The organism is Kitasatospora sp. NPDC085895 (assembly GCF_040702125.1).
Taxonomy (GTDB): Bacteria; Actinomycetota; Actinomycetes; order Streptomycetales; family Streptomycetaceae; genus Kitasatospora; species Kitasatospora arboriphila.
In genome coordinates, this window is record NZ_JBFBJY010000025.1 from 1 (window position 1) to 24,960 (window position 24,960).

At 74.0% G+C, this 24,960-nt stretch carries 23 protein-coding genes and 3 tRNA genes; 20 read left to right on the plus strand and 6 right to left on the minus strand.

Features of this window, described 5'->3' with window-relative positions:
- Positions 1–384: 384 nt before the first annotated feature.
- The 13 genes from AB0442_RS17855 (at position 385) to AB0442_RS17915 (ending at position 13,831) form a co-directional block, all read left to right on the plus strand.
- Positions 385–456, plus strand: a tRNA-Arg gene (locus AB0442_RS17855).
- Between the two features lie 10 nt (positions 457–466).
- A tRNA-Ser gene (locus AB0442_RS17860) sits at positions 467–551 on the plus strand.
- Between the two features lie 27 nt (positions 552–578).
- Positions 579–658: transfer RNA gene (locus tag AB0442_RS17865), tRNA-Tyr, on the plus strand.
- 350 nt (positions 659–1,008) lie between these two features.
- Positions 1,009–2,652, plus strand: coding sequence for an AMP-binding protein (locus AB0442_RS17870; RefSeq protein ID WP_366163848.1), 1,644 nt, complete (start codon positions 1,009–1,011; stop codon positions 2,650–2,652).
- A gap of 229 nt (positions 2,653–2,881) precedes the next feature.
- Positions 2,882–3,202, plus strand: coding sequence for a phosphopantetheine-binding protein (locus tag AB0442_RS17875; protein ID WP_366163850.1), 321 nt, complete (start codon positions 2,882–2,884; stop codon positions 3,200–3,202).
- Entirely contained in the window at positions 3,199–4,611 is a 1,413-nt protein-coding gene (locus AB0442_RS17880; protein WP_366163851.1) for an FAD-dependent oxidoreductase, read from the plus strand. Before AB0442_RS17875 ends, AB0442_RS17880 begins: the two co-directional genes overlap by 4 nt.
- A 159-nt stretch (positions 4,612–4,770) precedes the next feature.
- Positions 4,771–6,477 carry a class I adenylate-forming enzyme family protein gene (locus AB0442_RS17885; RefSeq protein WP_366163853.1) on the plus strand — a complete coding sequence of 569 codons (1,707 nt, stop codon included), beginning with the start codon at positions 4,771–4,773 and terminating at the stop codon, positions 6,475–6,477.
- Between the two features lie 6 nt (positions 6,478–6,483).
- On the plus strand, positions 6,484–7,899 hold the full coding sequence (locus AB0442_RS17890; RefSeq protein WP_366163854.1) for a lysine 2,3-aminomutase: 1,416 nt from the start codon (positions 6,484–6,486) through the stop codon (positions 7,897–7,899).
- A gap of 37 nt (positions 7,900–7,936) precedes the next feature.
- On the plus strand, positions 7,937–9,004 hold the full coding sequence (locus AB0442_RS17895; protein WP_366163856.1) for a hypothetical protein: 1,068 nt from the start codon (positions 7,937–7,939) through the stop codon (positions 9,002–9,004).
- A gap of 5 nt (positions 9,005–9,009) precedes the next feature.
- Positions 9,010–10,227, plus strand: a complete 1,218-nt coding sequence (locus AB0442_RS17900; RefSeq protein WP_366163858.1) for an AMP-binding protein — start codon at positions 9,010–9,012, stop codon at positions 10,225–10,227.
- Positions 10,224–11,528: an MFS transporter gene (locus tag AB0442_RS17905; protein ID WP_366163860.1), complete on the plus strand. Its 1,305-nt coding sequence runs from the start codon at positions 10,224–10,226 to the stop codon at positions 11,526–11,528. The genes AB0442_RS17900 and AB0442_RS17905 overlap by 4 nt, the downstream gene beginning before the upstream one ends.
- Complete coding sequence (locus AB0442_RS17910; RefSeq protein WP_366163861.1) at positions 11,525–12,394, plus strand: SDR family NAD(P)-dependent oxidoreductase; 870 nt, start codon at positions 11,525–11,527, stop codon at positions 12,392–12,394. Before AB0442_RS17905 ends, AB0442_RS17910 begins: the two co-directional genes overlap by 4 nt.
- A 186-nt stretch (positions 12,395–12,580) precedes the next feature.
- Positions 12,581–13,831 (plus strand): phenylacetate--CoA ligase family protein, encoded by a 1,251-nt coding sequence (locus AB0442_RS17915; RefSeq protein ID WP_366163862.1) that lies wholly within the window; start codon positions 12,581–12,583, stop codon positions 13,829–13,831.
- Between the two features lie 42 nt (positions 13,832–13,873).
- On the opposite strand, the gene paaI is transcribed toward AB0442_RS17915, so the two are convergent.
- Both paaI and AB0442_RS17925 read right to left on the minus strand, forming a co-directional pair.
- Positions 13,874–14,311 (minus strand): hydroxyphenylacetyl-CoA thioesterase PaaI, encoded by a 438-nt coding sequence (gene paaI, locus AB0442_RS17920; RefSeq protein WP_366163863.1) that lies wholly within the window; start codon positions 14,309–14,311, stop codon positions 13,874–13,876.
- A 190-nt stretch (positions 14,312–14,501) separates the two neighbouring features.
- The gene (locus AB0442_RS17925; protein WP_366163865.1) at positions 14,502–14,855 is read right to left on the minus strand and encodes a hypothetical protein; all 354 of its coding nucleotides are present in this window, start codon (positions 14,853–14,855) and stop codon (positions 14,502–14,504) included.
- 335 nt (positions 14,856–15,190) lie between these two features.
- On the opposite strand from AB0442_RS17925, the gene AB0442_RS17930 reads away from it, so the two are divergent.
- The 4 genes from AB0442_RS17930 (at position 15,191) to AB0442_RS17945 (ending at position 17,558) form a co-directional block, all read left to right on the plus strand.
- Positions 15,191–15,994: a methyltransferase domain-containing protein gene (locus AB0442_RS17930; RefSeq protein WP_366163867.1), complete on the plus strand. Its 804-nt coding sequence runs from the start codon at positions 15,191–15,193 to the stop codon at positions 15,992–15,994.
- A 172-nt stretch (positions 15,995–16,166) separates the two neighbouring features.
- A complete protein-coding gene (locus tag AB0442_RS17935; RefSeq protein ID WP_366163868.1) occupies positions 16,167–16,679 on the plus strand; it encodes an SUKH-4 family immunity protein in 513 nt (170 codons plus the stop codon).
- Between the two features lie 145 nt (positions 16,680–16,824).
- The gene (locus AB0442_RS17940) at positions 16,825–17,415 is read left to right on the plus strand and encodes a hypothetical protein (RefSeq protein ID WP_366163870.1); all 591 of its coding nucleotides are present in this window, start codon (positions 16,825–16,827) and stop codon (positions 17,413–17,415) included.
- Complete coding sequence (locus AB0442_RS17945) at positions 17,403–17,558, plus strand: hypothetical protein (protein WP_366163871.1); 156 nt, start codon at positions 17,403–17,405, stop codon at positions 17,556–17,558. The genes AB0442_RS17940 and AB0442_RS17945 overlap by 13 nt, the downstream gene beginning before the upstream one ends.
- 248 nt (positions 17,559–17,806) lie before the next feature.
- On the opposite strand, the gene AB0442_RS17950 is transcribed toward AB0442_RS17945, so the two are convergent.
- Complete coding sequence (locus tag AB0442_RS17950) at positions 17,807–18,367, minus strand: TetR family transcriptional regulator (RefSeq protein ID WP_366163872.1); 561 nt, start codon at positions 18,365–18,367, stop codon at positions 17,807–17,809.
- Between the two features lie 82 nt (positions 18,368–18,449).
- On the opposite strand from AB0442_RS17950, the gene AB0442_RS17955 reads away from it, so the two are divergent.
- Both AB0442_RS17955 and AB0442_RS17960 read left to right on the plus strand, forming a co-directional pair.
- Positions 18,450–19,304 carry a patatin-like phospholipase family protein gene (locus AB0442_RS17955; protein WP_366163874.1) on the plus strand — a complete coding sequence of 285 codons (855 nt, stop codon included), beginning with the start codon at positions 18,450–18,452 and terminating at the stop codon, positions 19,302–19,304.
- 515 nt (positions 19,305–19,819) lie between these two features.
- Positions 19,820–20,524, plus strand: coding sequence for a hypothetical protein (locus tag AB0442_RS17960; protein ID WP_366163875.1), 705 nt, complete (start codon positions 19,820–19,822; stop codon positions 20,522–20,524).
- Positions 20,525–20,627: 103 nt separating this feature from the next.
- On the opposite strand, the gene AB0442_RS17965 is transcribed toward AB0442_RS17960, so the two are convergent.
- Both AB0442_RS17965 and AB0442_RS17970 read right to left on the minus strand, forming a co-directional pair.
- On the minus strand, positions 20,628–21,335 hold the full coding sequence (locus AB0442_RS17965) for an HU family DNA-binding protein (RefSeq protein WP_366163876.1): 708 nt from the start codon (positions 21,333–21,335) through the stop codon (positions 20,628–20,630).
- Positions 21,336–22,238: 903 nt separating this feature from the next.
- Positions 22,239–23,393 carry an MFS transporter gene (locus tag AB0442_RS17970; protein ID WP_366163963.1) on the minus strand — a complete coding sequence of 385 codons (1,155 nt, stop codon included), beginning with the start codon at positions 23,391–23,393 and terminating at the stop codon, positions 22,239–22,241.
- A 331-nt stretch (positions 23,394–23,724) separates the two neighbouring features.
- On the opposite strand from AB0442_RS17970, the gene AB0442_RS17975 reads away from it, so the two are divergent.
- On the plus strand, positions 23,725–24,366 hold the full coding sequence (locus tag AB0442_RS17975; RefSeq protein WP_366163877.1) for a DedA family protein: 642 nt from the start codon (positions 23,725–23,727) through the stop codon (positions 24,364–24,366).
- A 79-nt stretch (positions 24,367–24,445) separates the two neighbouring features.
- Here the strand turns inward: AB0442_RS17975 and AB0442_RS17980 are convergent, their stop codons facing one another.
- The gene (locus tag AB0442_RS17980) at positions 24,446–24,823 is read right to left on the minus strand and encodes a hypothetical protein (protein ID WP_366163878.1); all 378 of its coding nucleotides are present in this window, start codon (positions 24,821–24,823) and stop codon (positions 24,446–24,448) included.
- Between the last annotated feature and the right edge of the window lie 137 nt (positions 24,824–24,960).

The following is a 24,960-nucleotide window of genomic DNA, read 5'->3' on the forward strand; positions in this document are numbered from 1 at the left end:
GGCCCCCCCCCCGCCCCGCCCGGCGCCCCCCCCCCCCGGCGGGCGCCGCCGTCCGTCCGGATCGGGCCCGGAGAAATGCCCTCGGGGCGGCCGGTGACCGGTTCACGGGAAGACCGGTTCGGACCGAACGGGCAGGGGTGGCACCGGTGGGGGAGGAAAACCGTTTGTCCGTCGCGGCGATGGTGCGACAGAGTGGGCACATCGCGCCGCACAGGCCCAGGAAGGAGCGCGAACATGAACATCCTCGACCGTGTCCAGTCGTATCGACGCTCCTCGAGTCCCCGGATCGGCGGGACGTCCTCGTAGCGCGCTGACCGGCCCCGTTGCCGGGTCGCCCGCGGGGTCGCGCCCCGGTCGGGCGGCCCTTTCCGTGCGCCCGGCAATGCCGGACGGTGCAGCCGGAAGCACGCCTGACCGCGGATCAGGAAGGCCGAGGTTCGAATCCTCGTCCGGCCGTGCATGACCGGGAGAGTTGGCCGAGTGGTAAGGCAGCGGCTTGCTAAGCCGTCGTCGGGGTCACACCCGCGCGCGTTCGATCCGCGCACTCTCCGCGCACGTTTCACGACCTTCTCCACCAAGGGCGAGCTGGGCAAAGGAGAGCCCAAGGGCCTGTAAAGCCCCCGCTCCGGCTGTGGCGGTTCGAATCCGCCCTCGCCCACCCGTGATGCCGTCGCCGGCGGCCGACCCCGCCGCCGGCGCGCGCCCGGAGGTCGGGAGCCGGTGGCGCTCGGCAGGGTTGTCGGTGTCGCCCGTGCCGGCCGCCGAGGACCGGCCCCGTTCTGCTGCCGGATCGTCAACTCCTGCTCTCAGTAGCGGAAACCGTTGCCCAAGAGGGCCGGATCCGGCAAATGGGCGGGAGTGGGCGGCGAGCGGCCACACCCGTTCACGTTTCAAGCACAAGCTCTCGCACAGATCAACTCAACAACCATTGTGGCTACGCATGTTCGAAGGTAGAGTCCCGGTTCGCCGAGCGCGGAGTCGCTCGCGAGCATTCAATTTGGGGCGGGCATGTCAAAGATTCGAGGCGTCAATGGGGTCGCCTTCGACCTGTTTGACGCGTTCACGGAAATCGCTGGGCGATTTCCCGAACGTCCGGCGATCGTGCACGGCGGCCGCGCCGTGAGCTACCGCCGGCTGCAGGAGCTGGCGAACACCCTGGCAGCGCGCCTGGGGCCGGAGCCGGGCGCGGTCGCCGTGGAGGCGACCCACACGCCGGGAACGATCGTGGCGCTGTTGGGAGTTCTGGCGGCGGGCGGCACCCACTGCCCGGTCGATCCGGCCTTCCCGATCGAGCGGCAACGGGCGATGACGACCGCGGCCGGCTGTCGCACAATGGTGGCGCCGGGGCCCGGCTCCGCGGCCCGACTCGGCCTGGAATTAGTGGAGTCAGGCCCACTCGACGATTCCGCGGCAGCCCCGCGGGGAATCCCGGGAACCGGTCTGCCGCAATCCCCGGCCGACGGCGGTCCGTCCGCAGCGGACGCGCCCGTGGTGCCGGCCCCGCGCTCCGCCCCGAGCGCACACCGGGCCGACGCACCGGCCTACATCCTCTTCACCTCGGGCTCCACCGGGCAGCCGAAGCCCGTGGCGACCCCGCGGCGGGCGGTGTCCGCCACCGTCCACTCGCTGCGCGGACTCTTCGGTCTCACCCCCGAGGACCGCGTGCTGCAGTTCGCCTCGCTGAACTGGGACACCAGTTTCGAGGAGATCCTGCCGGCCCTCACCACCGGAGCGGCCCTCGTCCTGGACGACGACGCGTACGCCGGATCCTTCCCCCGCTTCCTGCGGACGGTCGAGCGCAACGGCATCACCGTCCTCGACCTGCCGACCGCCTTCTGGCACGAACTCGTGCTGCACCTCGCCGAGGACGGGCTCGCCCTGCCCGGCTGCGTGCGGACCCTCGTCATCGGCGGCGAGGCCGCGGCGCCCGCCCGGCTGGCGGACTGGAGCCGTCTCGACACCGGCCGGATCCGCCTGGTCAACACCTACGGCTGCACCGAGACCACCATGATCACGCACGCGGTCGACCTGCACGGGCCCGAGGCCCCGGCCGGCCTGCCCGCGTGGGACGGCACGGCGCGGGCACCGATCGGCCGCGCACTGCCGCACGTGGTGCAACGCATCGGCCAGCAGGACGAGTTGCTCATCGGCGGTCCCGCGGTCGCGCTGGGCTACGTCGGTCTCCCCGAGGCCACCGCGGCCCGGTTCACCGTCATCGACGGCGAGCGGTACTTCCGCACCGGCGACCGGGTCGTCGAAGCGCCGGACGGCGTACTCACCCACCAGGGCCGGTTGGACGGGGAGATCAAGGTGCGCGGCATCCGCGTCGACCCCGCCGAGGTGGAGGCGCACATCGCCGGTCACCCAGGCGTGGCCGCCGTCGCGGTGGCCGGGGCGACCCTCGCCGGGCGCTCGGTGCTGGTCGCCTACGTGGTGCCCCGCGCCGGGGCGGCCGGCCGCACCCTGGACGCCGACGTCCTGTCGTACCTCCGCACCAGGGTGCCCGCCCACCTGGTGCCCGGCCGGATCACGGTCGTCCCCGCCCTCGTCCACACCGCGAGCGGCAAGGTGGACCGGGCCGCCTCGCACCGGCGGCACTCCGCGCCCGCGGCAGTCGCCGCACCCGGCACGGCACTCGCCGCCAGCACCTGACCCCGCGCACCTCGGGTCCACCCGCCGCCCGCCCGCACCACCGGCGAGCCACCGCACCGGCAGCACGCTGCCCGCGTCACCCGCACCCGGCACCGCCGCACTTCACCGCACCGCCGTACCTCTCCGCACCGCCCGCCGCCGTCCGACACCCCGGAACGCGGCACCGACGCACAGCACCGCCGTGCCCGTAACCCGGCACGGGGCGCACGACAGGTCAAAGGAGACCTCCATGAGCGTTGACACCACCGACGCCACCCACCCCGCCACCGCCGATGCCATCGCCGATGCCGCCGGCGCAGCCGCCGACCCCGGGGCCCCGGCCGCGGCCGGTGACCGGGCCGAGGCGGTGGCGGCGATCTTCCGGCGGGTGCTGGAGACCTCCGACGTCACCGCGGACTCCGACTTCTTCGAGCTCGGCGGCGACTCGCTGATCGCCACCCGGGTGCTGAGCGCCGTCGCCCGCGACCACGGGGTGGAGCTCACCTTCGAGGACTTCCTGCTCGCCCGCACCCCCGAGGGCCTGGCCCGGGCGATCGAGGCCGCCCGGTGAGCGGCACCGAGCACCCCGCCGGCGGCCCTCCGGCCCCGTCCGGCGCCCCGAGAACGAGCAGGGCCCCGAGAGCGAGCAGGGCCCCGCGCACGAGCAGCGCCGTCGTGGTCGGCGCCGGGCTCGCCGGACTCACCGCCGCGGCCGGCCTGTCGGCGCACGGCGTCGAGGTCACCGTGCTGGAGGCCCGCGACCGGGTCGGCGGGCGGATGCACGGCCTCCAGGTCGCTCCGGGCAGCTGGGTCGACGCCGGCGCCGCCTACCTCGGTGAGCGCCACACCGAACTCCTCGCCCTGACGGCCGACCTGGGCCTCAAGACCACGCCCACGACGATGCTCGGCGCCAGCCGCTTCGCGCTCGGGGCCGAGGACGCCACCCGGGACGGCCGGTTCCCGCCGCTGAACGCCGTCGCGCTCGGCGACCTGTTCGAGCTGCTGGACGAACTCACCGCCGCCGTGCGGCCGGACGCGCCCTGGCTGACCCCGGACGCCGTGCGGCTCGACACCACGACCGCCGCCGCGTGGGCGGACCGGCACCTGACGCACCCGGACGCCCGGCTCTTCTTCCCGCTCTTCCTGGGCGAGATGATGGCCGCCGACCCGGCCGACGTCTCCGTCCTGCACATGGCGTTCTACCTGTGCTCCGGCGGCGGTCTGCGCTACCTCAACGCCTTCGAGGGCGGTGCCCAGCAGGACCGGATCGCCGGGGGCGCCCACCTGGTCTGCGAGCGGCTGGCCGCACGGCTGGGCGGGCGGGTGCGGCTCGGCGAGCGGGTCACCGCCGTCCACCAGGACGAGGACGGGGTCACCGTGCACGCCACCGGAGGCCCGTACCGCGCCGACGTCGTGGTGATGGCCGTGCCGCCGCTGCTCGCGGACACCGTGGAGTTCAGCCCGGCCCCGCAGGTCGGCCGCGCCGGAGAGCGGACGGCCCGAGGCTGCGCGGTCAAGGTCAGCCTGGTCTACCCGGCGCCGCTCTGGCGGGAGCACGGGCTCTCCGGCTGGTCGGTGAACGCCGAAGGCCCGCTGCTGTCGACCGTCGACGACTCGCCGGCCGAGGGCGGGGTCGGCGTGCTGACCGGCTTCGTCACCGGCAGCGAGGCGCACCGGTTCGCAGCCCTCGACCCGGACCGCCGGCGGGCGGCGGCCCTCGCACAGGCCGCCCGGCTGTTCCCGATGCTCCCGGAGCCGATCGGCTTCCACGTCACGGACTGGGTGAACGAGCCGTACAGCCGCGGCTGTTACGCGGCCCTGTTCGGGCCGGGGGACTGGCTCCGCAACGGGCCCGCCCTCACCGCTCCGCACGGCCGCGTCCACTGGGCCGGCACCGAGACCAGCACCGAGTTCTTCGGCCTGATGGAGGGCGCCGTCCGCTCCGGCCACCGGGTCGTCGCGGAGATCACCGCCCGCTGAGGCCGGCAACCCGCGGCGGACACCGCCGCACCCCGTGCAGACCGGCGCCACCACAAGCCCCCCACCTGCACCGATCCGCCCAACCGCACCCCCACCGGTGCCACGCACCAGCAGATCTGACGTGCCGTCAGACCGTCCCGCCCACTTCAGGAGAGCGACATGAGCGAGCAGACGTCCATCGCCCCCCTCGCCGCCCGGCAGCAGCTGATGACCGAGCCCGAGCTCGGCGCCGGCAACTTCCTCGACCACGCGATCGCCGCCAACCCCAACCGGTCGGTGCCGTACCTGTACACCCACCGCACCGACCACCGCGGCGCCGTCGTGCTGCGCGGCCACAGCCTGCTCGACGTCGCCGCGCTCCGCGACCGGTACGCCGCCTGGTACGTCGCGAACGGCGTGCGCCCGGGCGAGCCGGTCGGCATCGTCGTCGGCGAGGGCCTGGAGCCGCTGCTGCACTTCCTCGCGCTCACCGCGCTCGGCGCCGTCCCCGCCCTGATCAACGACGCCATGCGGCACGACGTGATGGTGCGCTACCTCGACCACGTCGGCGTGGTCGGCGTCGTCGCGGACGACCCGACCCGGCTCGCCGCCGCCTACCGCGAGGACCCGCAGCGCCGCCCGCGGTTCATCGCGATGGCCGCCGAGATCCAGGCCTTCGACGCCTCCGCCGTGCAGCTGCCGGAGCAGTACCCGTACCGGCACGCCGCCGAGGACGTCGTCGCGCTGATCCACTCCTCCGGCACCACCGGCACGCCGAAGTCGACCATGCTGGCGCACCGCCAGTTCTGGGACGGCAAGCAGCCGCGGATGGTGCGCTTCCCCGCGGAGCCGTACGACCGGCTGATGTCGCTGATGCCGCACACCCACGCCGGAGGGCTCAGCTACTTCCTCACCGCCACCCTGCTCGGCCTGCCCACGGTCGTCATGTCCGACTGGCGGCGCGCCGTCGTGGAGCCCGTCATGGAGGCCTTCCGGCCGACCATGGTCGCCTCCTTCCCGCGCACCTTCGTCGAACTGGCCACCGGGGAGCTGCCCGTGGCGGGCGCGGCGAAGGTGCACTCCTGGTTCAACACCGGCGACAGCGCCCACCACGGGCACATCCGCAGGCTGGTCCAGCTCGGCGAGCGCCCCTCCGGCCTGATCAAGCCGTGGCTGCTGCCGCAGGAGCAGGCCGAGCAGCCCGCCCTGTCCGGCTCGCAGTTCATCGACGGCCTGGGCTCCTCCGAGATGGGCATGGCCCTGTTCGGCCAGGTCACCACGCCCGAGACCGTCCGCAACGACCGCTGCGTCGGCAAGCCGCTGGAGGTGGTGACCCGGGCCGCCGTGCTCGACGAGAACGGCGAGGAGGTCCCCGACGGCACCGTCGGCATGCTCGGCGTCGTCACCCCGTCCCGCACGCCCGGCTACTGGAACAACCCCCGGCTGACCGCCACCTTCGAACTGTCCGGCTACTGGCTCACCGGCGACGTCGCCCGCCGCGACGCCGACGGCGCCTTCTACCACCTCGACCGCACCGTCGACGTCATCGACACCGCCCACGGCCCGGTCTACAGCCTGCCGATCGAGGAGGTGCTGCTCGCCGACTGCGACGACCTGGTGCAGGACTGCTCGGTGATCGGCGTCCCCGGCGCCGGGGGGGAGGGCCAACGGCCCATTGCCGTCGTCCGGTTGCAGGCCGGCGCCGCCGAGGCCGCCGCCGAGGACGTCCAGCGGGCCGCCAACAAGGCGCTCGCCGAGGCCGGACTCGCCGGACTCGCCGCCGTCAGCATCGCCCGGACCCCGGAGGACTTCCCGCTCGGGCCCACCGGCAAGGTGCTCAAGCGCGAACTCCGCACCCGCTTCGCCACCCACTTCACCGGCCAGTAGCCCCTGATGGACCACCACACCGTCCGGCAGCCGTACCAGTACGTACGGACCGCCCTGACCGAGCCGGACTGGCGCCGGCTGCCGGGCTGGCGCGACGTCACCGAGGCCCAGTGGCGCGACGCCCAGTGGCAGCGCGCCCACTGCGTCAAGAACCTCCGACAGCTGCGCGCCGTCGCCGGCCCGCTGCTCACCGACCGGTTCTACGAGGAACTCGCCGCCGACCAGGCCGAGTCCGCCACGATGCCGATGCTGCTGCCGCCGCAGATGCTCAACACGGTGGCACCGCACGGCCCGACCGAGCCGCAGGCGTTCACCGAGGCGTTCCTCACCGACCCCGTGCGGCGCTACATGCTGCCCGTGCGCGCCGACCGGCACCCGCGGTGGCCCAGCCACCCGAAGGCCGAACGCGACTCGCTGCACGAGGCCGACATGTGGGTCGCGGAGGGCCTCACCCACCGCTACCCGACCAAGGTGCTGGCCGAACTGGTCGCCACCTGCCCGCAGTACTGCGGCCACTGCACCCGGATGGACCTGGTCGGCACCTCCACCCCCCAGGTCGCCAAGACCCGGCTGGTGCTGCGGCCCGTCGACCGGCAGGAGCAGATGCTCGACTACCTCAAACGCACCCCGGCCGTGCGCGACGTGGTCGTCTCCGGCGGCGACCTGGCCAACGTGCCCTGGCCGCAGCTGGAGTCCTTCCTCGTCCGGCTGCTCGACCTCGGCTCGGTGCGCGACATCCGCCTCGCCAGCAAGGCCGTCGTCGGCCTGCCGCAGCACTGGCTGCAACCGCACGTCCTCGTCGGACTCGGCCGGGTCGCGGCACTCGCCGCCCGCCGCTCGGTGAACCTCGCCGTGCACACCCACGCCAACCACGTGCAGTCGGTGACCCCGCTGGTCGCCGAGGCCGCCAGGGCGCTGCTGGACGTCGGGGTCCGCGACGTCCGCAACCAGGGCGTGCTGATGCGCGGCGTCAACGACACCCCGGAGGACCTGCTCGACCTCTGCTTCGCCCTCCAGGGCGAGGCGAACGTCCTGCCCTACTACTTCTACCTCTGCGACCTGATCCCCGGCGCCGAACACTGGCGGACCCCGCTCCACCGGGCCCAGCACCTCCAGGAGGCGATCATGGGCTACCTGCCGGGCTACGCCACCCCGCGGCTGGTCTGCGACGTCCCGCACGTCGGCAAGCGGTGGGTGCACCAGGCGGTCGCCTACGACCGCGAACGCGGCATCTCCTACTGGACGAAGAACTACCGCACCGCGCTGGAACTCCGCACCCCCGACGGCGCCCCCGACGGCTCCGCGACCGAGGACCCGCTGGAGCGGCGCCACCCCTACTACGACCCGGTCGACACCCTGCCGGAGGCCGGCCGCCGCTGGTGGTCCGAGCAGTCCGCACCGCCCGGCGACCGAGCCCGCTGACGCACCCGCCCGCCTGCCGCACCCCGTGAGGACGACGATGACCCCACCCGCCCCGCACCTGCCGGACACCGGACCCGACACCGACACCGGACCCGGCGGCCCGCTGCGCCGGATGTGCTGGATCTTCCCCGACCGCGAGTCGACCCGCACCGGCGCCATGTGGAAGCACTACTTCTGGGACATGTACGCCGAGGTCGCCGAGGCGATGGGGATGAGCTGGACGCGGCACTCGCCCGACGCCGTCACCGTCGACGGCACCGACCTCCGCCGGCCCCGGGTCTACGTCGACGACCAGGAGGTCACCCCGCAGGACACCCTCTTCGTCACCGCGCTCTACTCGCTGCCCTACCAGTCGATGGACGTCTTCAACCAGTACGCGCTGTACGCCGTGCTGGAACAGGCCGGCTTCTACCTGCCGTTCCCGCCGCAGACGTCGCTCATCGGCAACGACAAGCTGGCCACCCTGCTCCACCTCGCCGACTCGCCCGTCCCGCCGATCCCGTCCGTGCGGATCGGCTCCGGCCGCGACGTCGGCAAGCACCTGTACGAGGTCGCGCTCGGCGGCATGACCTACCCGGCCATCGTGAAACCGGCCGGATGGTGCGGCGGCGGCGGGATCAACCTGGCGCGCAGCGCCGAGGACGTCCGCGGCCTCGCCAGCCTCGCCCAGGGCGGCGACACCACGCTCGTCGTCCAGCCCTACCTCGGCGACGGCACCGTCGACCACCGGGTCTACGTCGTCGACGGCAAGCCGTACGCCCTGCTCAAGCGCATCCCCGAGGACGGCTCGCCGGTCGCCAACGCCAGCCGCGGCGGCACCATGCAGTTCGCCGACATCCCGGACGAACTCGCCGCCGCCACCGCCTGGTTCGCCGAGCGGCTGCCGATCCCGTTCTTCTGCGTCGACTTCCTGCACGACGGCGAACGGTACTGGTTCTCCGAGTTGGAACCGGACGGCGTGATCGCCCCCGACTTCGACGACCCGAACCGCTCCGTCCAGCGGGACGTCACCCGGGCCCGCTTCGCCGCCTACCGCGATGCCCACGCGAAGTGGCTCGCCGACCGCGGCGAGGCCCCCACCACCGCCGAGCCGGAAGCGAGCTGACACCCGTGTTCTCCCTCACCCCCGAGGCCGCCGAACCGCGGCTGCACGTCGCCCGGCGCACCCTCGGACGGCTGCGGACCGTCCCCGCACTGGCCGCCCGCTACACCGGGCACGCCGAGCCGCACCACCTCGACGACCTGGCCGCGCTGCCGCCGCTCGCCAAGGACGACCTCAACACCGCCCTCGCCCACCTCGAACCCAAGGCCGAACACGGCGCCACCTGGCTCTTCCAGAGCGGCGGCAGCACCGGCGCCCCCAAGATCGGCTACGCACCCACCGGCTTCTACATGGCCGGCGTGCACGCCCACTGGCAGCCGCTCGACCCCGACGACGTCTTCGTCAACGCCTGGGGCGCCGGCCGGATGTGGGGCGCCCACTTCCTCGCCGCCGCGCTCGCCGACCTCTCCGGCTGTCAGATCATCGCGGTCGGCTCGGTCGCCGCCGACGAGTACCCCGACTGGCTGTCGTTCTTCGCCGCCCGCCGGGTCACCGCCATCGGCGGCACCCCGAGCGTGCTGCGGCTCTGGTTCGCCCGCGCGCGCGCCGCCGGCATCACCCTGCCCGACCTGCGCAAGGTGCTCTGGCTCGGCGAGGCCTGGCAGCCGCAGCTCGCCGAGGACATGGCCGCCGTCGCCCCGCGGGCCCGCCGACACGGCATGTTCGGCAGCACCGAGACCTGGGTGGTCGGCACCAACGGCCCCGAGTGCCCCGCCGACACCTTCCACACCCTGCCCGAGCAACTGGTGCACGTCGGCCCCGACGACCTGCTCGACTTCACCACCCTCAACCCCGAGATGCTCAACCCCGTGCTGCGCTACCGCACCGGCGACGCCGGCCGCCTGGTCGCCTGCCCCTGCGGCCGGCCCGGCCCCGCGATGCAGGTGCTCGGCCGCCGTGACAGCGTCGTCCAGGTCCGCGGCCTCGGCCTGCACGTGGAGCAGGTCGTCGCCCGGGCCGAACGCGAGCCCGGCGTGACACAGGCCCAGGTCCTGGTCACCGAGCAGGGCGGCCGTGCCTCCTCCGTCGAGGTGCTGCTGCTCACCGCCCCCGACGCCGAGGTCGACACCGAGCGGCTGCGCAAGGAGATCCTCTCGGCGACCTTCACCCTCAGCACCGCCTTCCAGCACGACCCGCAGTGCTTCCGGGTGCGCACCGTCGACGCACTGATCAGCAACGGCCGCACCGGCAAGACGTCCGACCTCGTCGTCCGGGAGGACTCGTGAAACCGCGCCTGCCCGCCTCCCTCGGCCGGAGCTTCAACCTGTTCTGGGCCGGTCAGACCATCAGCACCGTCGGCGACCGGGTCACCGTCTTCGTCGTCCCCACCCTGATGATCTTCGTACTGCACGCCTCCGCCCTCCAGGTCGGCATCGTCGCGATGGCCCAGTACCTCGGCATCCCGCTGCTCGGACCGATCGCCGGCGTGCTCGTCGACCGCTGGGACAAGCGGTGGACGATGCTCGCCTGCGACCTCGTCCGGCTGGTCGCCGTCGGCGTCATCCCGCTCGCCTACTGGCTCGGCCGGCTCTCCACCCCGCTGATCTTCGGCTGCGTCGCGGCGATCAGCGGTGCGACCATCTTCTTCACCGTCGGCTACCTGATCGCCGTCCCTGCCGTGGTGCCGAAGGACGACCTCGTCCGGGCCTACTCCCGACTGGAGGGCAGCCGCTCCGTCTCCGAGGTCTCCGGCCCGTCCGTCGCCGCCGCCCTCTACAGCGCCCTCGGCGTCGCCGCCCTCCTCGTCGACGCCGCCAGCTACCTCGTCTCGGCGCTCTGCCTGCGCTCGATGCCCTCCTGGGGCGACCGCACCCCCGTCACCGGCTCCGTCCGGGAGCGCCTCACCCTCGGCTTCCGGCTCAACTGGTCCGACCCGGTGCTGCGCCGGGTCGTCGTCGCCGCCATCACGCTGAACTGCGGCGGTCCGATCTTCGTCACCGTGCTGCCCGTCCTCGCCTACCGCGGACTCGGCGTCTCCGTCGCGGTGTTCGGCGCGGCCATGTCGGTCGCCGCGGTCGGCGCACTGCTCGGCGCCGTGGTCGCCCCCAAGCTCAGCGAGCGGTTCGGCACCGGCCGGACGATGGCCTACGGCCTGCTGCTGCACTGCCTGGTCGGCCTCGGCGTGCTCGCCGCCCCCGCCCTGCCGACCGGCCCGGTGATCGCCGTGACCATGGGCTGCTACGGCTTCTTCATGTCCTGCATCAACGTGTGCAGCGCACCCGCCCGGCAGTCCCGGATGTCCGCCCAGAACCAGGGCGTCATGCACGCCGCCTACCGCACCGTCACCTGGGGCGTGATCCCGCTCGCCGCCCTCGTCGGCGGCTGGGCCGTCAGCCTGCTGACCGACTCCCTCGGCATCCTCGACGCCGCCCGCGTCGTCATGGCCGGCGGCACCCTGCTCGCCGCGTTCTCCTTCCTGCCCGCGATCCGCATCCAGCCCCTGCTGGACGCCGCCGAACGCGAGAAGGCCCGCGCGGCGGCCGAGGACGGGGCGGCCGACGCGGCCCTCGCGGAGCGCACCTCATGACCACCACGCGCAGGACCGTCCTCATCACCGGAACCTCCTCCGGCATCGGCCTGGCCACCGCCGTCGCCGCCGCGCGGGCCGGGTACGCCGTGGTGGCCACGATGCGCGACCCCGACCGCGCCGGGGCCCTGCGCGAGGCCGCAGGGCGGGCCGGCGTGGAGGTCGACGTCCGCCGACTCGACGTCACCGACGCCGACTCCGTCACCGCCTGCCTCGACGCCGTCGCCGAGGAGCACGGAGGGCTGGACGCCGTCGTCAACAACGCCGGCATCTCCAACTTCGACCCCACCCTGGAGATGTCCACCATGGCCGCGCTGCGGACCAACCTGGAGGTCAACTTCTTCGGGGTGATCGCGGTCAGCCGGGCCGCGATGCCGCTGCTGCGGGCCGCCCGCGGCAGCCTGATCACCATCGGCAGCGTGCACGGTGTCGTCGGCCAGCCCTTCAACGAGGCCTACTGCGCCGCCAAGTTCGCCGTCGAGGGCTTCATGGAGAGCCTCGCCCCGGTCGCCGCCGCGCACGGCGTCCGGGTGTCCCTGGTGGTGCCCGGATTCGTCCGCGGCACCAACTTCGGCATCTTCCCGGACGTCAACCGCACCACCGTCCAGGCCGCCTCCGGCCCGTACGCCGACACCTTCGCCGACTACGTCGACTGGGTCCGCACCAAGGGCTGGGAAGGCGCCGGCCAGCAGCCCCAGGACGTCGCCGACGTCGTGGTCGACACCCTCGGCGCCGACGACCCGCCGTTCCGGATCCCGGCCGGCCGGTGGGCCGCCGACTACCTCGACCAGAAACTCACCGACCGCGACGGCACCCACGTGCAGACCCTCGCCCGCACCTGGATCGGCCGCCCCGACCTGCCCTAGCGACCGTTCTGCCACAAGGGGCGCGGGGAACTGCGCAATCCGGGAGCGGGTGCTCCTGACGAATCCGGCTCACCCCTGGTCCGCACGGTGGTCCACATCCGAATCGCGCAGTTCCCCGCGCCCCTGCACAGCACCCGTGCGCTTCGAGACACGCTCCAGCCGCCCCGACCCCCGTCCGGAGGACCCGTGCCCGCCAAGTCCCTGCAGGAACTCGTCGACCTCGCCCGCACCCACTCGCCGTTCTACGCCGAGGCCTACCGCGACGTCCCGCGGACCGTCTCGCACATCACCCAGCTGCCCCTCGTCGACCAGGACGCCTTCTGGACCGCGACCCGTGACAACCGCCTGCTCACCGGCCCGCTCACCGACGCCGGCGTCTACAAGTCCGGCGGCACCACCGGCGCCCCCAAGCTCTCGCCGTGGACCCGCACCGAGCACGCCGAGGCGCTCACCGCCTTCGGCGCGGGCATGGTCCAGGCCGGTCTCAAGCCGGGCCACCGGGTCGCCAACCTGTTCCGCGCCGGCGAGCTCTACAGCGGTTTCCTCTTCATCGAGGGCGCCCTGCACCACGCGCCGGTCGACAACGTCCGCCTGCCGGTCGGCGGCTCCGCGCCCAACGACTACATCGCCGACCTGGTCAACGGCTTCGGCGTGCACGTCCTCGCCGGCGAGCCGATGAAGCTCAGCGCCGTCGCCGAACACCTCGTCCAGCGCGGGGAGAGCGCCGAATCGGTCGAACTGCTGCTGTTCGGCGGCGACCTGCTCTTCACCGACCTGCGGCCGCTGCTCGCCCGGGCCTTCCCCAAGGCGGCGATCTCCTCGGTCGGCTACGCCTCGGTGGACGCCGGCCTGGTCGCCTCGCCCGTCCCCGGCGACGACGTCCGGGTGCACGAGGCCTTCTCGAACCGCACGCTGGTGGAGATCGTCGACAGCACGACCGGTGAGCCGATCACCACCCCCGGTGTGCCCGGACGCGTCGTCGTCACCAACCTCTTCCGCACCCTGATGCCGATCCTGCGCTACCCGGCCGGCGACCGCGCCGAATGGCTCGACGCGGACTGCCGCCGCTTCCGCCTGCTCGGCCGCTCCGAGGAGGGCGGCCGGGTCGGCATCGTCTCCATGCCGAGCGAGGACGTCCGTGCCGTCCTCGTCGCCGCCGACCCCGAACGGCACATCGCCGGCATGCAGATGGTGCAGCGCCGCCGGGACGGCCGGGACGGCATCGTCCTGCGCCTCGGCTGCACCGGGCAGCCGCCCGCCGACCTCACCGAGCGGTTGATCGCCGCCGTGTACGCCGCCCGCCCCACCTACCCCGAGGAGGTCGCGGCCGGCGCGATCCACCCCCTGACGATCGAGTGGGTGCCGCGCTCCGAACTCGTCACCAACCCACGCACGGGCAAGCTGCGCCAGGTCGTCGACGAGCGCCCCGAAGACTGAGGCCCGACCCGCCGGGCGGGGCGTCGCGCCCTCCGGAACTCCTCAGCCGTCGAGCGGCTTTCCGGAGAGCGTGACGCTCTGCCCGCGGAATTCCGCGACGACCTTCCCGGTGGATTGCCGGACGGTCACGTCGTAGATTCCCTGCCGCCCCGAGCGCGAGCGCTCGGCCGCCTCCGCCACCAACTCGTCGCCGACCGCCGCCGGAGCGAGGAAGGTGACCTGGGCGGCCTGCGCCACGGTGACCGGGCCGTAGCTGTTGCACGCGTACGAGAACGCGGCGTCGGCGAGCAGGAAGATGAAGCCGCCGTGCGCGATGCCGTGGCCGTTCACCATGTCGGCCGTCACCTTCATGCCCATGCTGGCGTGCCCCGCCGACACCGCGTCGAGGGAGATTCCCAGCGACCGGCACGTCCGGTCGCGCTCGAAGAGCGCAGCCATCCTGGAATTCCCGACAGTGTCGGGCTCCGCATTCTCGCCCATATTCCCCTGCCTCCCCCGGGACCGGCCCGAAAAACCCGATGATCCGCTCCCGGGAATTACATCGATCCGCACCGCCGGCTGTCAACGGTGACCCGATCCTCCCGCGGACACCGTGCGGCCGGGTGAATTCCGCAGGAGTCCGCCGCACCGGGGGAATGAACGGCGGGCAGTACCCGCACGACGCCACCGTTCACGAACTCCCGGCGCCCGCACCGCCGCCGTCCACGGCCGCGCGTGCGACCGTGACCGTGCCGTCCGGACGGAGCGTGAACCGCACGGCCTCCCCCTCGGCGGTACGGGTGTCGCTCGCGCCGTACGCCCTGAGCGTGAGGTCCTCGGCCTTCCCGTAGTGCAGGTCGGCCTCGGCCGCGTCCGCCCAGTCGTTCACCCGGACGCGGACGGACCAGTGCTCCAGCTCCTGCGACCGCCAGGCGCCCCAACTGGCCTCCGGCAGCAGCCCCGCCGCTGCGCCGCCCCGCACCCCCAGTCCGGCGAGCACGAGTGCGCAAGCCGTCGCCCCACCGAGAACCCCCCTCAGCTTCATGATCGTGAGCCTACCGGGCGGGGCTACCGGCGCTCTTGCGCATACGCCCTGATCCACGCCAGGGAACGGCCCGGCAGGACACGCCACGGGCGGGGCCACTCACGATCCGCCAAGAAGTCGGCCTTCTCCGGGTGCGTCACCGCGACCGTGACGGCCAGGGCGTCCTTGACGGTGAACCTCGGGCCGGGGCCGTCACCGACGACCCCGTGCCGCGTTGTGAGGGAGTGCGGCACACTGGCTGCGGACGACCGCGAAGGAACCGCACGCACGACGACGATCACTCTCCAGGCAGGGGTGGCACGGTGGCAGACGGTACCCGACAGGCGGAGCCCGCCATGAATCCCGCGGTGCGCGACACGTACGGCCCGGCGGACCTCGGCAACAACCCCGTGTTCGCCGGAGGGTTCATCAACTTCGGCCACTGGCAGGCGATCGACCTCGACCGGCCGCTCGACGAGGCCGACCGGATCCGCAGCCAGCAGGACCTCTACCGCCAGGTCCTGCGGGCCGCCGCACTGCCGGACGAACCGGAGATCCTCGAAGTCGGCTGCGGGCTCGGCATGGGCTGCGCCCTGACGCTGAGCGAGTGCGGGCGTGCCACCGTCACCGGCATGGACATCCACCCCGAGCAGCTGCAGCGGGCCCGCGACGCCCACGCCGACCTGCTGCGCCGGGAGCCGGACCGGCTGCGGTTCGTCCAGGGCGCGGCCGAGCGCATGCCGGTGGAGGGTGACGGGTTCGACGCCGTGATCAGCGTGGAGGCCGCCCAGCACTTCCCGGACCTCCGGGCCTTCGCCGAGGAGACGTCGAGGGTACTGCGGCCGGGTGGCCGGGCGGCCTTCGCCAGCTTCTTCACCGTCGACGGCGCCCCCGGCCGGCCCGGGGAACTCGCGGCCCTGCTGGACACCTTCGCCAACGGCCTGGACATCGCCCGCCCGGTGCAGCAGCTCGCGGACGCACTCACCGGGGCCGGTCTCGCCGGTGTGCACGTCGAATCGATCGGACGGCACGTCTGGCCGGGCTGGGACCGGTGGCTGAGCCGGTGGTGGGCCCCGGAGACCTGGCCGCGGAACTTCCTGCGGGCCTACGAGCGGGGAATCCTCGACTACTACCTGGTCACGGCGGAGCAGCCCCGGTAGCGGCCCGGCGCGACGGCCGCCGATCGCATCCCCGACGGCCTCCGGGCCCTGGTCGAACGGGCTGCCGGACCGCGGTCGAACGGCGTCGGCACCGGGCCGCCCGGCAAGTGGTCGCGCCCTCTCGACCGGAAAGGTGTCACCCGGGAGGGTCCGGTGCGGGAGGATCCCTCCCGTGAGCCACCACCCCCTGCCGCCCCTGCCGGAGCCCGCGTACGCCCTGATCCGCGTCGAGGCCCCGCCCGGGGTGCCCGCCCGGATCGCCGACCGCCTCCGGGAGCCCGGCATCCCGGCCGGTCTGATCGGCTACGAGTACCGGCCGCTGGGGGAGCCGCGGTTCCTCGGCGCGGTCGGCGAGCAGGGAGCGGTCGCCGTCGCCACCCGCGGCCTGTTCGGGTACATCGCCGTCGACGTGGCCACCGGGCGCATGGTGTACGTGCCCCGTGCCGACTCGGCGGAGGCCGGTCACGTGAACGGCGACCTGGACTCGTTCACCCGGTGCGTCGAGGCCGTGATCGCCCGCTTCCCGTTCTACGCGGCGGACGACGAGGGTGGTTTCGCGGAGGTGGCGGACGAGCTCCGCGCCCTCCTGCCCCGCATCGACCGGACCGCTCTCGCGCACAGCGGGTTCTGGGAGACGTTCTGCGACGACGTCGAGATGGGGAGTTACCCCGACGGCGACGACTGATCCACCGACGCCGGCCGTACTCGCAAGGGCTCCCGCCACCACCTCGGGACGGTGTCGGCACCGGCCCCTACAGTGACCCGGACCGACGGCGTCCGGCCCCGCAACCCGGCCGTGCGCCGCCCCCACCACCGAGGAGCCGCAGACCGTGGGGTACCACACCGAGTTCACCGGCCGGATCGAGGTCGTGCCGCCGCTCAACGCAGCCGAGCGGAGCTACCTGCGGAGGTTCGCCGGAAGCCGGCGGATGGACCGGGACGCCGGCCCCTACTACGTCGACGGCCCGCCGCACAGGCCGTTCGACCGCTCCGGACAGGCGGGGAACGACGACGTCCGCGACGCCGACCGGCCACCGGAAGGACAGCCCGGCCTGTGGTGCCACTGGGAACCCGTCGAGGACGGAAGCGGAATCGAGTGGAACGGGGCGGAGAAGTTCTACTTCGCCACCGAATGGATGAGCTACCTCGTCGACCACTTCCTCAAGCCCGGCGCGGCCGCCCAGGGCCACCCCGGGTTCGAGCACTTCACCTTCGACCACGTCCTCAACGGCACGGTCGAAGCGGTCGGCGAGGAACCGGGGGACGCGTGGCAGCTCCTCGTCCGGGACAACACCGTCAGCGCGATCGAACACGACCCCGGGGAGCCGGACCGGATGTGCGAGACCTGCCTGCGGATCGTCGAGAGCGAGGACACGGCCTGCTGCGTCCACGCGGAGACGGTGCCGGTATGGCCGGCCTGACGACCCGGGGCGGCCGTACTGCTGCCATGGCCGACGACGGCGAAGCCCCTCGTGCGGACAGCCTGCCGCCCGCGGCCCGGTACGTCGCCGCGGTCCTCGCCGACCCGCGCACCCGTGCCGAGGTGAACTCGAACGGTGGCTGACCGGCCTGGAAGCGCACCGGCCGGGGCTGCTCCACACCCACGCGGGAGACCCGGGTTCCTGGAACCTCGGTCGCGTGCTGCGGGCCCGGCGGGCGGGCGACGTCGTCCGCTCCCGCCCCCTGTTCATGGTCGGTCGTTGGGCGGAGGCCACCTGGGACCACCTCCCGGGTACCGAGTGGTCCCGCTGCTGACCGCCGCGGGCTCGAAGTCCCCGGTCGTCGCCTGGGCTCGTCGTCCCCGGTCGTCGTTCACGGCCGGAGGAGTGTGCAGAAGCGGTCCAGGGCGAGGTCCGTGCGGTGGCGGTCCCCGGTGGTCGTGAGATCGAACAGGAGGCCGCGGACGACCGCCATGACCAGAGTGGGAGTGACGGTGTCGCCAGGGCCGGTGGTGACGCCGCAAAGGGCGGCACCGAGGGTGTCGAACCATCCCGTGATCGCCTCGGCCCGGTCGGGGTGGTGCTCGGGGTGGGCGAGGCCGTCGGCGTGCACCTCGAAGATCAGGCGGACGTACGGGGCGCGCTCCGGTGCGCTGATCCAGGCCCAGATGCCGCGCAGGTGCTCCTCCGGCGAGGCCGCCTCCGCCGGCAGGCCCTCGGCCAGGCGGGCCGCACCGCGGCGGCGGGCCTCGGCCAGCACGGCGGACACCAACTCCTGCTTGCTGCCGAAGTCGTAGAGCAGCATCCGGGGGCTGGTCCCCAGTGCGGCGGCCAGCGGCCGCAGGCTCAGTCCGGCGAGGCCGTGCGCCAGCACGTAGTCGGTCGCCCGCGCCAGCGTGGCCTCCCGTCGGCCGGGATCCGGAGGTCGCCCCACGGTGGATCGTCCTTCCAGCAGCGAGAACCTGAGTCAACGTCAGTATATGGTACGACTGTTTCACTCATGAGGGGAGACAGTCATGCACGCACCGGACCGGGCACTCGTCCTGGGTGCCGGAGGGCCCGTCGGCACGGCCTGGACGGCCGGGTTCGCCTGCGGGCTGCGCCGCAGCGGAGTGGACCTCGGCGCGGCCGATCTGATCGTGGGCACCTCGGCCGGCGCGATCACCGCCGCGCTGCTGGCCACCGGTGAGGACCCCGGCCGGCTCGCCACCCCCGTACGCCCCGACGACGCGGGCAGCACTCCTCCCCGGGTGGACGGACGCCGACTCGGCGAGGCCTTCGCCGTGCTCGGCGCTGCCGCCTCGGACCCGGCCGGCGCGCGGCGCCGGGTCGGCCGGATCGCGCTCGAGGCCGAGACCGGCCCCGAGCAGGCACACGTCGAACGGATGCGCGCCATGGTCGGCGCCGACCGATGGCCCCACCGGCGGTTGCTGATCACCGCGGTGGACACCGGGACCGGCGAGCAGGAGGTCTTCGACCGCACGAGCGGCGCACCGCTGGCCTCCGCCGTGGCGGCGAGCACGGCCTTCCCCGGCATCTACCCGCCGATCACCGTCAACGGCCGCCGCTACATGGACGGGTCCCTGCGGTCGGCGACCAACGCCGGACTCGCGGCCGGAGCCCGCACGCTGGTCGTGATCGACCCGCAGGCGCACCTGTTCCCCCGCGAGCTCCTCCAGCAGGAGCTGGCGGCCGCCGCCGCACACACCGTGGTGACCGTCGGGCCCGATGCCGGATCACTGCGCGCCTTCGGCTCCGACCTGAACGACCGGGCGGCCTGGGAACCGGCCTACCGGGCGGGTCTTCGCCAGGCCGCCGACGCCGGTGAGCAGCTCCGCCTCGTCTGGAACACCGGCTCCGGCACGGACTGAGCGCAGCCCATGACCACCTCGTCCGGCGGATCGGCCGCGCCCTGCCGGCAAACCGGTCGTGCGACCGGCGGCGGGGTCCGTACGATCGTGGCAGCGGGACCGCGCGATCCCGCAGGATGCGGCCCGTGACAGAGTGGCCCATTGCCATCGGTGCACCGGAGGCACCCCGGGTATCGATCGGTGGAGGAGGAGCGGTCCTGCTCCGATCCCGCCCGTGGGTTCGAGTCCCACCGGCTCCCGCATCCGCCCTCCGCGCCGCGGCAGGGCCTTGTGTTCGTAGGGATCCGCCGCGCTGCGAGCGCGCCGCCGGACAGGCACGGTTGAGGTGCTCGGCCCCCGCCCGAGTGCGGCCTCACCGCGGGCCGTTGTCCGTTCAACCGCCGCCCCGCCGGGTAGGTGGGGCAGGGCAGGGTGCCGGGCTCGCAGGGCCAGCGGACCGGTGCGCGCTTCGGCTATCGTTCCGGCAGATCGCCGCCGCTCAGGCACGGCGATCCCAGGACCGATCGGGGGACTTGATGCAGTATCCGTCGCAGGACCCGCCACCGCACTGGACCCCGCCGCACCAGACCCCGCCGTCCGGCCCGCCGACGGCCGGATCGCCGACGGCCGGTCACCCGGCGCCGCACCGCTCGAACGCGAAGACCTGGGGCGTGGTCGCCGCGGTGGTCAGCGCCGCAGCGGGCGTGGCCAGCGCGATCGCGGCGTTCACGGGCGGCGGTTCGGGGCCCTCCGCGGCGCCCGGACCGGCACCGCAGGTCACCGTCACGGTCGCCGGGCAGGGTGCGTCGGCGGGCACGGGCGATGCTGCGACCGCCGTCTCCCCGGCGCCCGCGGGGGCCGGCGCGGGCGCCGCGGTGCGCTGGTCGGGGAAGATCCTCTTCGGCATGGAGGGCATCGACCTGTCCGCCCTGCCGCCCCGGAAGGGCGCCGGCGCCGTCAACTTCCCGAGCGCCCAGCGCAGCGGCAGCAGCGGCATGAAGATCAAGGGTCAGGTCGCTCCCTGGGAGGGGCCGGGCGAGCCCACGGCGGAGGGCTGCCGGGACCTGCTGCAGACGCGGGCGCGCCAGGAGGTCGACGTCGCCGAGGGCGACCGGGTCTGCGTGGTGAACGAGAGTTCGCCGATCGGCCTGGTGGCCGTCACCGGGACCCACTACGACCAGGGCAGCTACGGAGAGCTGGACGCCGACCTGAAGGTCTGGAACCTGCGGCTCGCCCACTGACCGTTCCTGCGCCCCGGTGCTGCCAGGGCGTTCGTGGCCGCGCAGGGGAACGGGCCGGCCCCGGTACCGAGTACCGGGGCCGGCCCGTCCTGATCGGGCCGTTTCAGGCCGTCGTGCGGCGGGTGGCCCGCTTGGCCGGTGCCGCCTTCTTGGCGGTGCGCGGCGCGGTCTTCTTCGCGGTGGCGGCCTTCTTGGCGGGCGCGGTCGACTTCTTCGCCGCCGCGGTGGTCTTCCGCGTGGTGGTCTTCTCGGCGGGTGCCGCGGTCTTCTTGACCGCGGTGGCGGCCTTCGTCGCGGTGGACTTCGTTGCCGTGGCCCTGGCCGCGGTGGCCTTGGTCGGAGCGGCCTTCTTGGCCGTGGTCTTCCCGGTGGTGGTCCGCTTCACGGCGGCCGGCGCGGTGGCGGCGGTGGTGGCAGCGGCGGCGGTGCGCTTCGCCGCCGTCCGCTTGCGGGCGGGCGCGGCGGCGGCGGACTTGCCCGCGGTGAGCGAGCCCTTGGGGGCCTTGGCCGTGGCGGGGCCGGACTTCGGCAGCTTCTTCGCGCCGGAGACCAGGTCCTTGAAGCCCTGGCCGGGGCGGAAGCGCGGCACGTTGGTCTTCTTGACCCGCACGCGCTCGCCGGTCTGCGGGTTGCGGGCGTAGCGGCCGGCGCGCTCGACCTTCTCCAGCGTGCCGAAGCCGGTGACCTGCACCCGCTCCCCGGCCACCACGGCACGGACCATGGCGTCGAGGACCGCGTCCACGGCGTCCTCGGCGGCGGTGCGGCTGCCGAGCTGCCCGGCTACCGCCTCGACGAGTTGTCCCTTGTTCATGACGACATCTCCACAACCACATCGGGGATGGTTTGTCCTGTTTCATCCTCAACATAGAGGCCATCCAGGCGCTCCGCCCGCCCAACGGGCCCCATTCGGGCACCTCGTGCCGCGGATTTCGGGGTCGGGGACGCCGATCGGCGACCCCGCGGCGATGCCACCTGCGTCAACGGACCGGACGGGCACCGGCGATAGGCGGGTTCCGTACCGGTTGCCGCCGACCCCGGGAGCCGGTCCGGCCGGGCCGGCGGCGGCAGTTGCCGGGTCGGGTGCGGGCCGGTCGCAGGCGATGAACGGCGCGGTCCTCGCGGTGCCGTCCTCGGCGAAGCGCGGGCGGGTTCCGGGCCGCCGATGAGGTCCGCCGTGCGGCTCCCGGGGGCATCCGTGCTGGTGACGGGGCCGCATCGGCGACTTCGGCGCGGTCCGCGGCATCCCGCGGGACGCCCTGCTGTCGCGGCGCGGTCCGTCGGGCGCCAACTACCGGGCGCCGTCGCAGCCAGGCTGCCGGCGCGGTTCCTCGGCCGACCGGACGTGGCGGACCTCCGACCGGCCGCGCTGCGCCGTCGGCGACGGCAGGGGATCCGAGGACCACGTACACCGGCCCCGGTGGTGCGGAGTCCGTCGGGCCCGCCGGCCGCAGGACGTTCGGCCGTTCGCGTGGCCGCGGCCGTCGCGCGGGGCGGTGCCACGGCCGGGACGCAGGCTCCGAGCCGACGGACGGGGGAGTGCGTGGCCGGACGGACGCGGCTGCCGGTGCCCGACGAAGGCGCGGACGCGCACGGCGAGGCCCTCGGCGCTGTCGGTGTCGGAGTCCGCCGCCAGCAGCCCACGGCGGGCCAGGAGTTCCAGGGGCGCGATCCGGGCGCGAAGGCCCGGGCGCTTCCCGCCGCCGCGGACGATCCCCTACACGGCCGACGGATCCTCGGGCGGTGCCTGCGCAGGGCGCCGGGCGGCCACCGGTGCGGCGAGTGCGACCAGCGCGGCCAGCACCGCGAAGCCGGCGCCGAGCGTGGTCGCCGAGGCGGCCGATGCGAGGACCAGCGGGCCCCCGGCGTCGCCGAGTTCGCGGCCCAGTTCGGCGGCGCCCATGGTCTGACCGAGCCGCTCGGCGGGCGCCGCGGCGGCGAGCGAGGCGAAGGCGAGCGGGGTGACGAGACCCGTGCCGGCGCCGACGGCCACGGCCGCGGTCAGCAGACCGACGAGGCCGGGAACCAGCGCTGCCGCCAGGCCGGCGGCGGTGAGCAGGAGGCCCGTGGCGATGCCGGTCGTCAGGCCGATCCGTCCCGTGTCCAACGCCCGGCCCGCGCGCGGTTGGGCGATCGCGGCGCAGAGCGCCAGCAGGGACACCGCGGCACCGGTCGCGACCGGTCCGAGGCCGGCCCGGTGTCCGATCACCGGCAGGAAGCCGACCCCGGCCGACAGCGCGGCCGTTGCGCAGGCCAGTGCCAGCGTCGGCCGCACGAAGGAGCCTTCGGCGAGGTGACGGGCGAGGTCCAGGACGGTCTGGCGGGCGCGCGGCAGCGGCGCCACCACCGGCACCGTCACGGCGGCCCGGACGGTGACCGCCCCGGCGAGGGCGGCGGTCACCGCGAATAGCAACGGCAGTCCGCCCAGCCGCACCAACGCGCCGCCGAGCAGCGGGCCCGCGGTGTAGCCGATGCTCTTCCAGAAGCCGTAACCGCCGTACGCACGTCCGTGCCCGGCCCGCGGGTTGAGCCGGGCCACCAGCATCGACGCGGCCGGGGAGAACGCGGAGGCGGCGGCGCCCTGCCCGAGCCGCGCGAGCCACAGGAGTTCCGCGTCCGCGGACAGCGCGAAGCACGCCGAGGCGGCGGCGAAGGCGATCAGGCCGCCGAGGAGCACCGGCCGCGGCCCGACCCGGTCGGCCAATGTGCCGAACACCGGCTTGAGCAGGACCTCGGCCCCGTCGTAGAGCGCGAGCAGTCCACCGAGGACCAGCCAGGACGCGTGCCGTTCGGCCGTGAAGCCGCCCAGGTTGGCGGCGATGCCGTGCGCGCCGAAGGCGGTGGTGAACCCGGCCGCGTACAGCGGTCGCATCTGCCGCCGTACGGCTCGTTCCCCGGTCCGCGCTTCGGCCACGACCGCACCTTCCGTGTCAGCCCCGACGGAGAGCGGAGAGGCCCTGCCCGATGCGGTCGTCCGCCCGGGCCGTGGCGAAAGGCCCGTGGACCCCCACCGCCGGAGCCCTGTCTCCGACCGGCCCCTCGGACGGCTCCCGCTGCGCCGCGACCCGCTGCCGGGGCGGCTCCGCCGGGAGGGACACGAGCGGCAACGCGCATCGTCGGCGGGGATGCGTCGTCATATCCCCCAAAGTAGCAACCGCTACATTAGGGGAGGAAAGGGGCGCCGATCCCGAACGAGGTGGCTGATGCACTCGATCACCGACTGGCTCTCCGGCCTGTCCGGTCCGGTCGTGTACGCGGTCGTCGCCGCCCTGGTCTTCGCCGAGGACGCGCTCTTCTTCGGCTTCGTCATCCCCGGCGAGACGGCCGCCGTCCTCGGCGGCGTCCTCGCCCACCAGGGCAAGGTCTCCCTCGGCCTGATGATCCTCGTGGTGGTGGGTGCGGCGATCCTCGGCGACTCCGTCGGCTACGAGGTCGGCCACCGGGCGGGCCCGGCGATCCTCGGCACCCGCCCCATGCGGCGCCACGGCGAGCGCATCGCCAGGGCCCAGGACCTGATCCGCCGACGCGGGCCGGCCGCCGTCTTCTTCGGCCGGTTCGTCGCCTTCTTCCGCGCGATGATGCCCGCCCTGGCCGGCATCTCCCACATGCCCTACCGCCGCTTCCTGCTCTTCAACGCCCTCGGCGGCCTGGCCTGGGGCGTCGGCTTCACCCTCCTCGGCTACTTCGCCGGAGCCGCGTACACCCGCGTCGAGGGACTGGTCGGCCGTGCCCTCGCCATCGCCCTCGCCGTCCTGGTGGTGGTGGCCCTGACCGTCTGGCACCTGCGGCGCCGCCGGCACGAGTCCCGCTCGCCGCAGCCCGACGGCCACGACGAGCGGTCCTGACGCCGGACGGGCGCCCCGCCCGGCGCGCCGTCAACGGCTCGCGGCGCCGACGGAGTTGCGGCCACGGGCCCCGGCGTCGCTACTCCACACCCGACCCGTGCGCCGCGAGCACCTCGTGCACCGCCGCGGCCAGGGCCGCCCGGTCCTCGTAGAACGCCATGAAGGTGTCGTAGCGGGGGTCGATCAGGCGCAGTGCGGCCGCCTTGGTCAGCTCCACGTTCTCGGTGTCCTCGGTGAGCGGGGCGCGCAGCACGTCGAGCATCACCGTCCGGAGCGCCGGGTGGTCCTGGTCCTGGACCAGCTGCACCAGGGCGATCCGCCGCGACCAGTCGTCCAACGTCCAGTAGAACGCCGCGAGGGCCTCGACGTGCCCGGGCCGGACGGCGGGACGGGCGAACTCGATCTCGACCCAGGACAGAGACCGGACGAGGGACCGGAACCGCTCCAGCGCGTACATGCGCCGCATCCTATGCCGCGGCCGCAACCCGGTCGGGTGCCCGCCCCGCTGGCGTGCCCGGCCCCGGCCCCGGCCCCCTCCCGCAGCCGTCCGACCGCATGTCATCATGTGAAGACATCGCATGATGACAAACGAGC

What these genes read in the sequence shown, in the direction of transcription:
- AB0442_RS17870 (WP_366163848.1), top strand. Translation starts at nt 1,009, where the DNA reads ATGTCAAAGATTCGAGGCGTCAATGGGGTCGCCTTCGACCTGTTTGAC.
- AB0442_RS17875 (WP_366163850.1), top strand. Translation starts at nt 2,882, where the DNA reads ATGAGCGTTGACACCACCGACGCCACCCACCCCGCCACCGCCGATGCC.
- AB0442_RS17885 (WP_366163853.1), top strand. Translation starts at nt 4,771, where the DNA reads ATGAGCGAGCAGACGTCCATCGCCCCCCTCGCCGCCCGGCAGCAGCTG.
- AB0442_RS17890 (WP_366163854.1), top strand. Translation starts at nt 6,484, where the DNA reads ATGGACCACCACACCGTCCGGCAGCCGTACCAGTACGTACGGACCGCC.
- AB0442_RS17895 (WP_366163856.1), top strand. Translation starts at nt 7,937, where the DNA reads ATGACCCCACCCGCCCCGCACCTGCCGGACACCGGACCCGACACCGAC.
- AB0442_RS17910 (WP_366163861.1), top strand. Translation starts at nt 11,525, where the DNA reads ATGACCACCACGCGCAGGACCGTCCTCATCACCGGAACCTCCTCCGGC.
- paaI (WP_366163863.1), bottom strand. Translation starts at nt 14,311, where the DNA reads ATGGGCGAGAATGCGGAGCCCGACACTGTCGGGAATTCCAGGATGGCT.
- AB0442_RS17925 (WP_366163865.1), bottom strand. Translation starts at nt 14,855, where the DNA reads ATGAAGCTGAGGGGGGTTCTCGGTGGGGCGACGGCTTGCGCACTCGTG.
- AB0442_RS17930 (WP_366163867.1), top strand. Translation starts at nt 15,191, where the DNA reads ATGAATCCCGCGGTGCGCGACACGTACGGCCCGGCGGACCTCGGCAAC.
- AB0442_RS17945 (WP_366163871.1), top strand. Translation starts at nt 17,403, where the DNA reads ATGGCCGGCCTGACGACCCGGGGCGGCCGTACTGCTGCCATGGCCGAC.
- AB0442_RS17955 (WP_366163874.1), top strand. Translation starts at nt 18,450, where the DNA reads ATGCACGCACCGGACCGGGCACTCGTCCTGGGTGCCGGAGGGCCCGTC.
- AB0442_RS17960 (WP_366163875.1), top strand. Translation starts at nt 19,820, where the DNA reads ATGCAGTATCCGTCGCAGGACCCGCCACCGCACTGGACCCCGCCGCAC.
- AB0442_RS17965 (WP_366163876.1), bottom strand. Translation starts at nt 21,335, where the DNA reads ATGAACAAGGGACAACTCGTCGAGGCGGTAGCCGGGCAGCTCGGCAGC.
- AB0442_RS17970 (WP_366163963.1), bottom strand. Translation starts at nt 23,393, where the DNA reads ATGCGACCGCTGTACGCGGCCGGGTTCACCACCGCCTTCGGCGCGCAC.
- AB0442_RS17975 (WP_366163877.1), top strand. Translation starts at nt 23,725, where the DNA reads ATGCACTCGATCACCGACTGGCTCTCCGGCCTGTCCGGTCCGGTCGTG.
- AB0442_RS17980 (WP_366163878.1), bottom strand. Translation starts at nt 24,823, where the DNA reads ATGTACGCGCTGGAGCGGTTCCGGTCCCTCGTCCGGTCTCTGTCCTGG.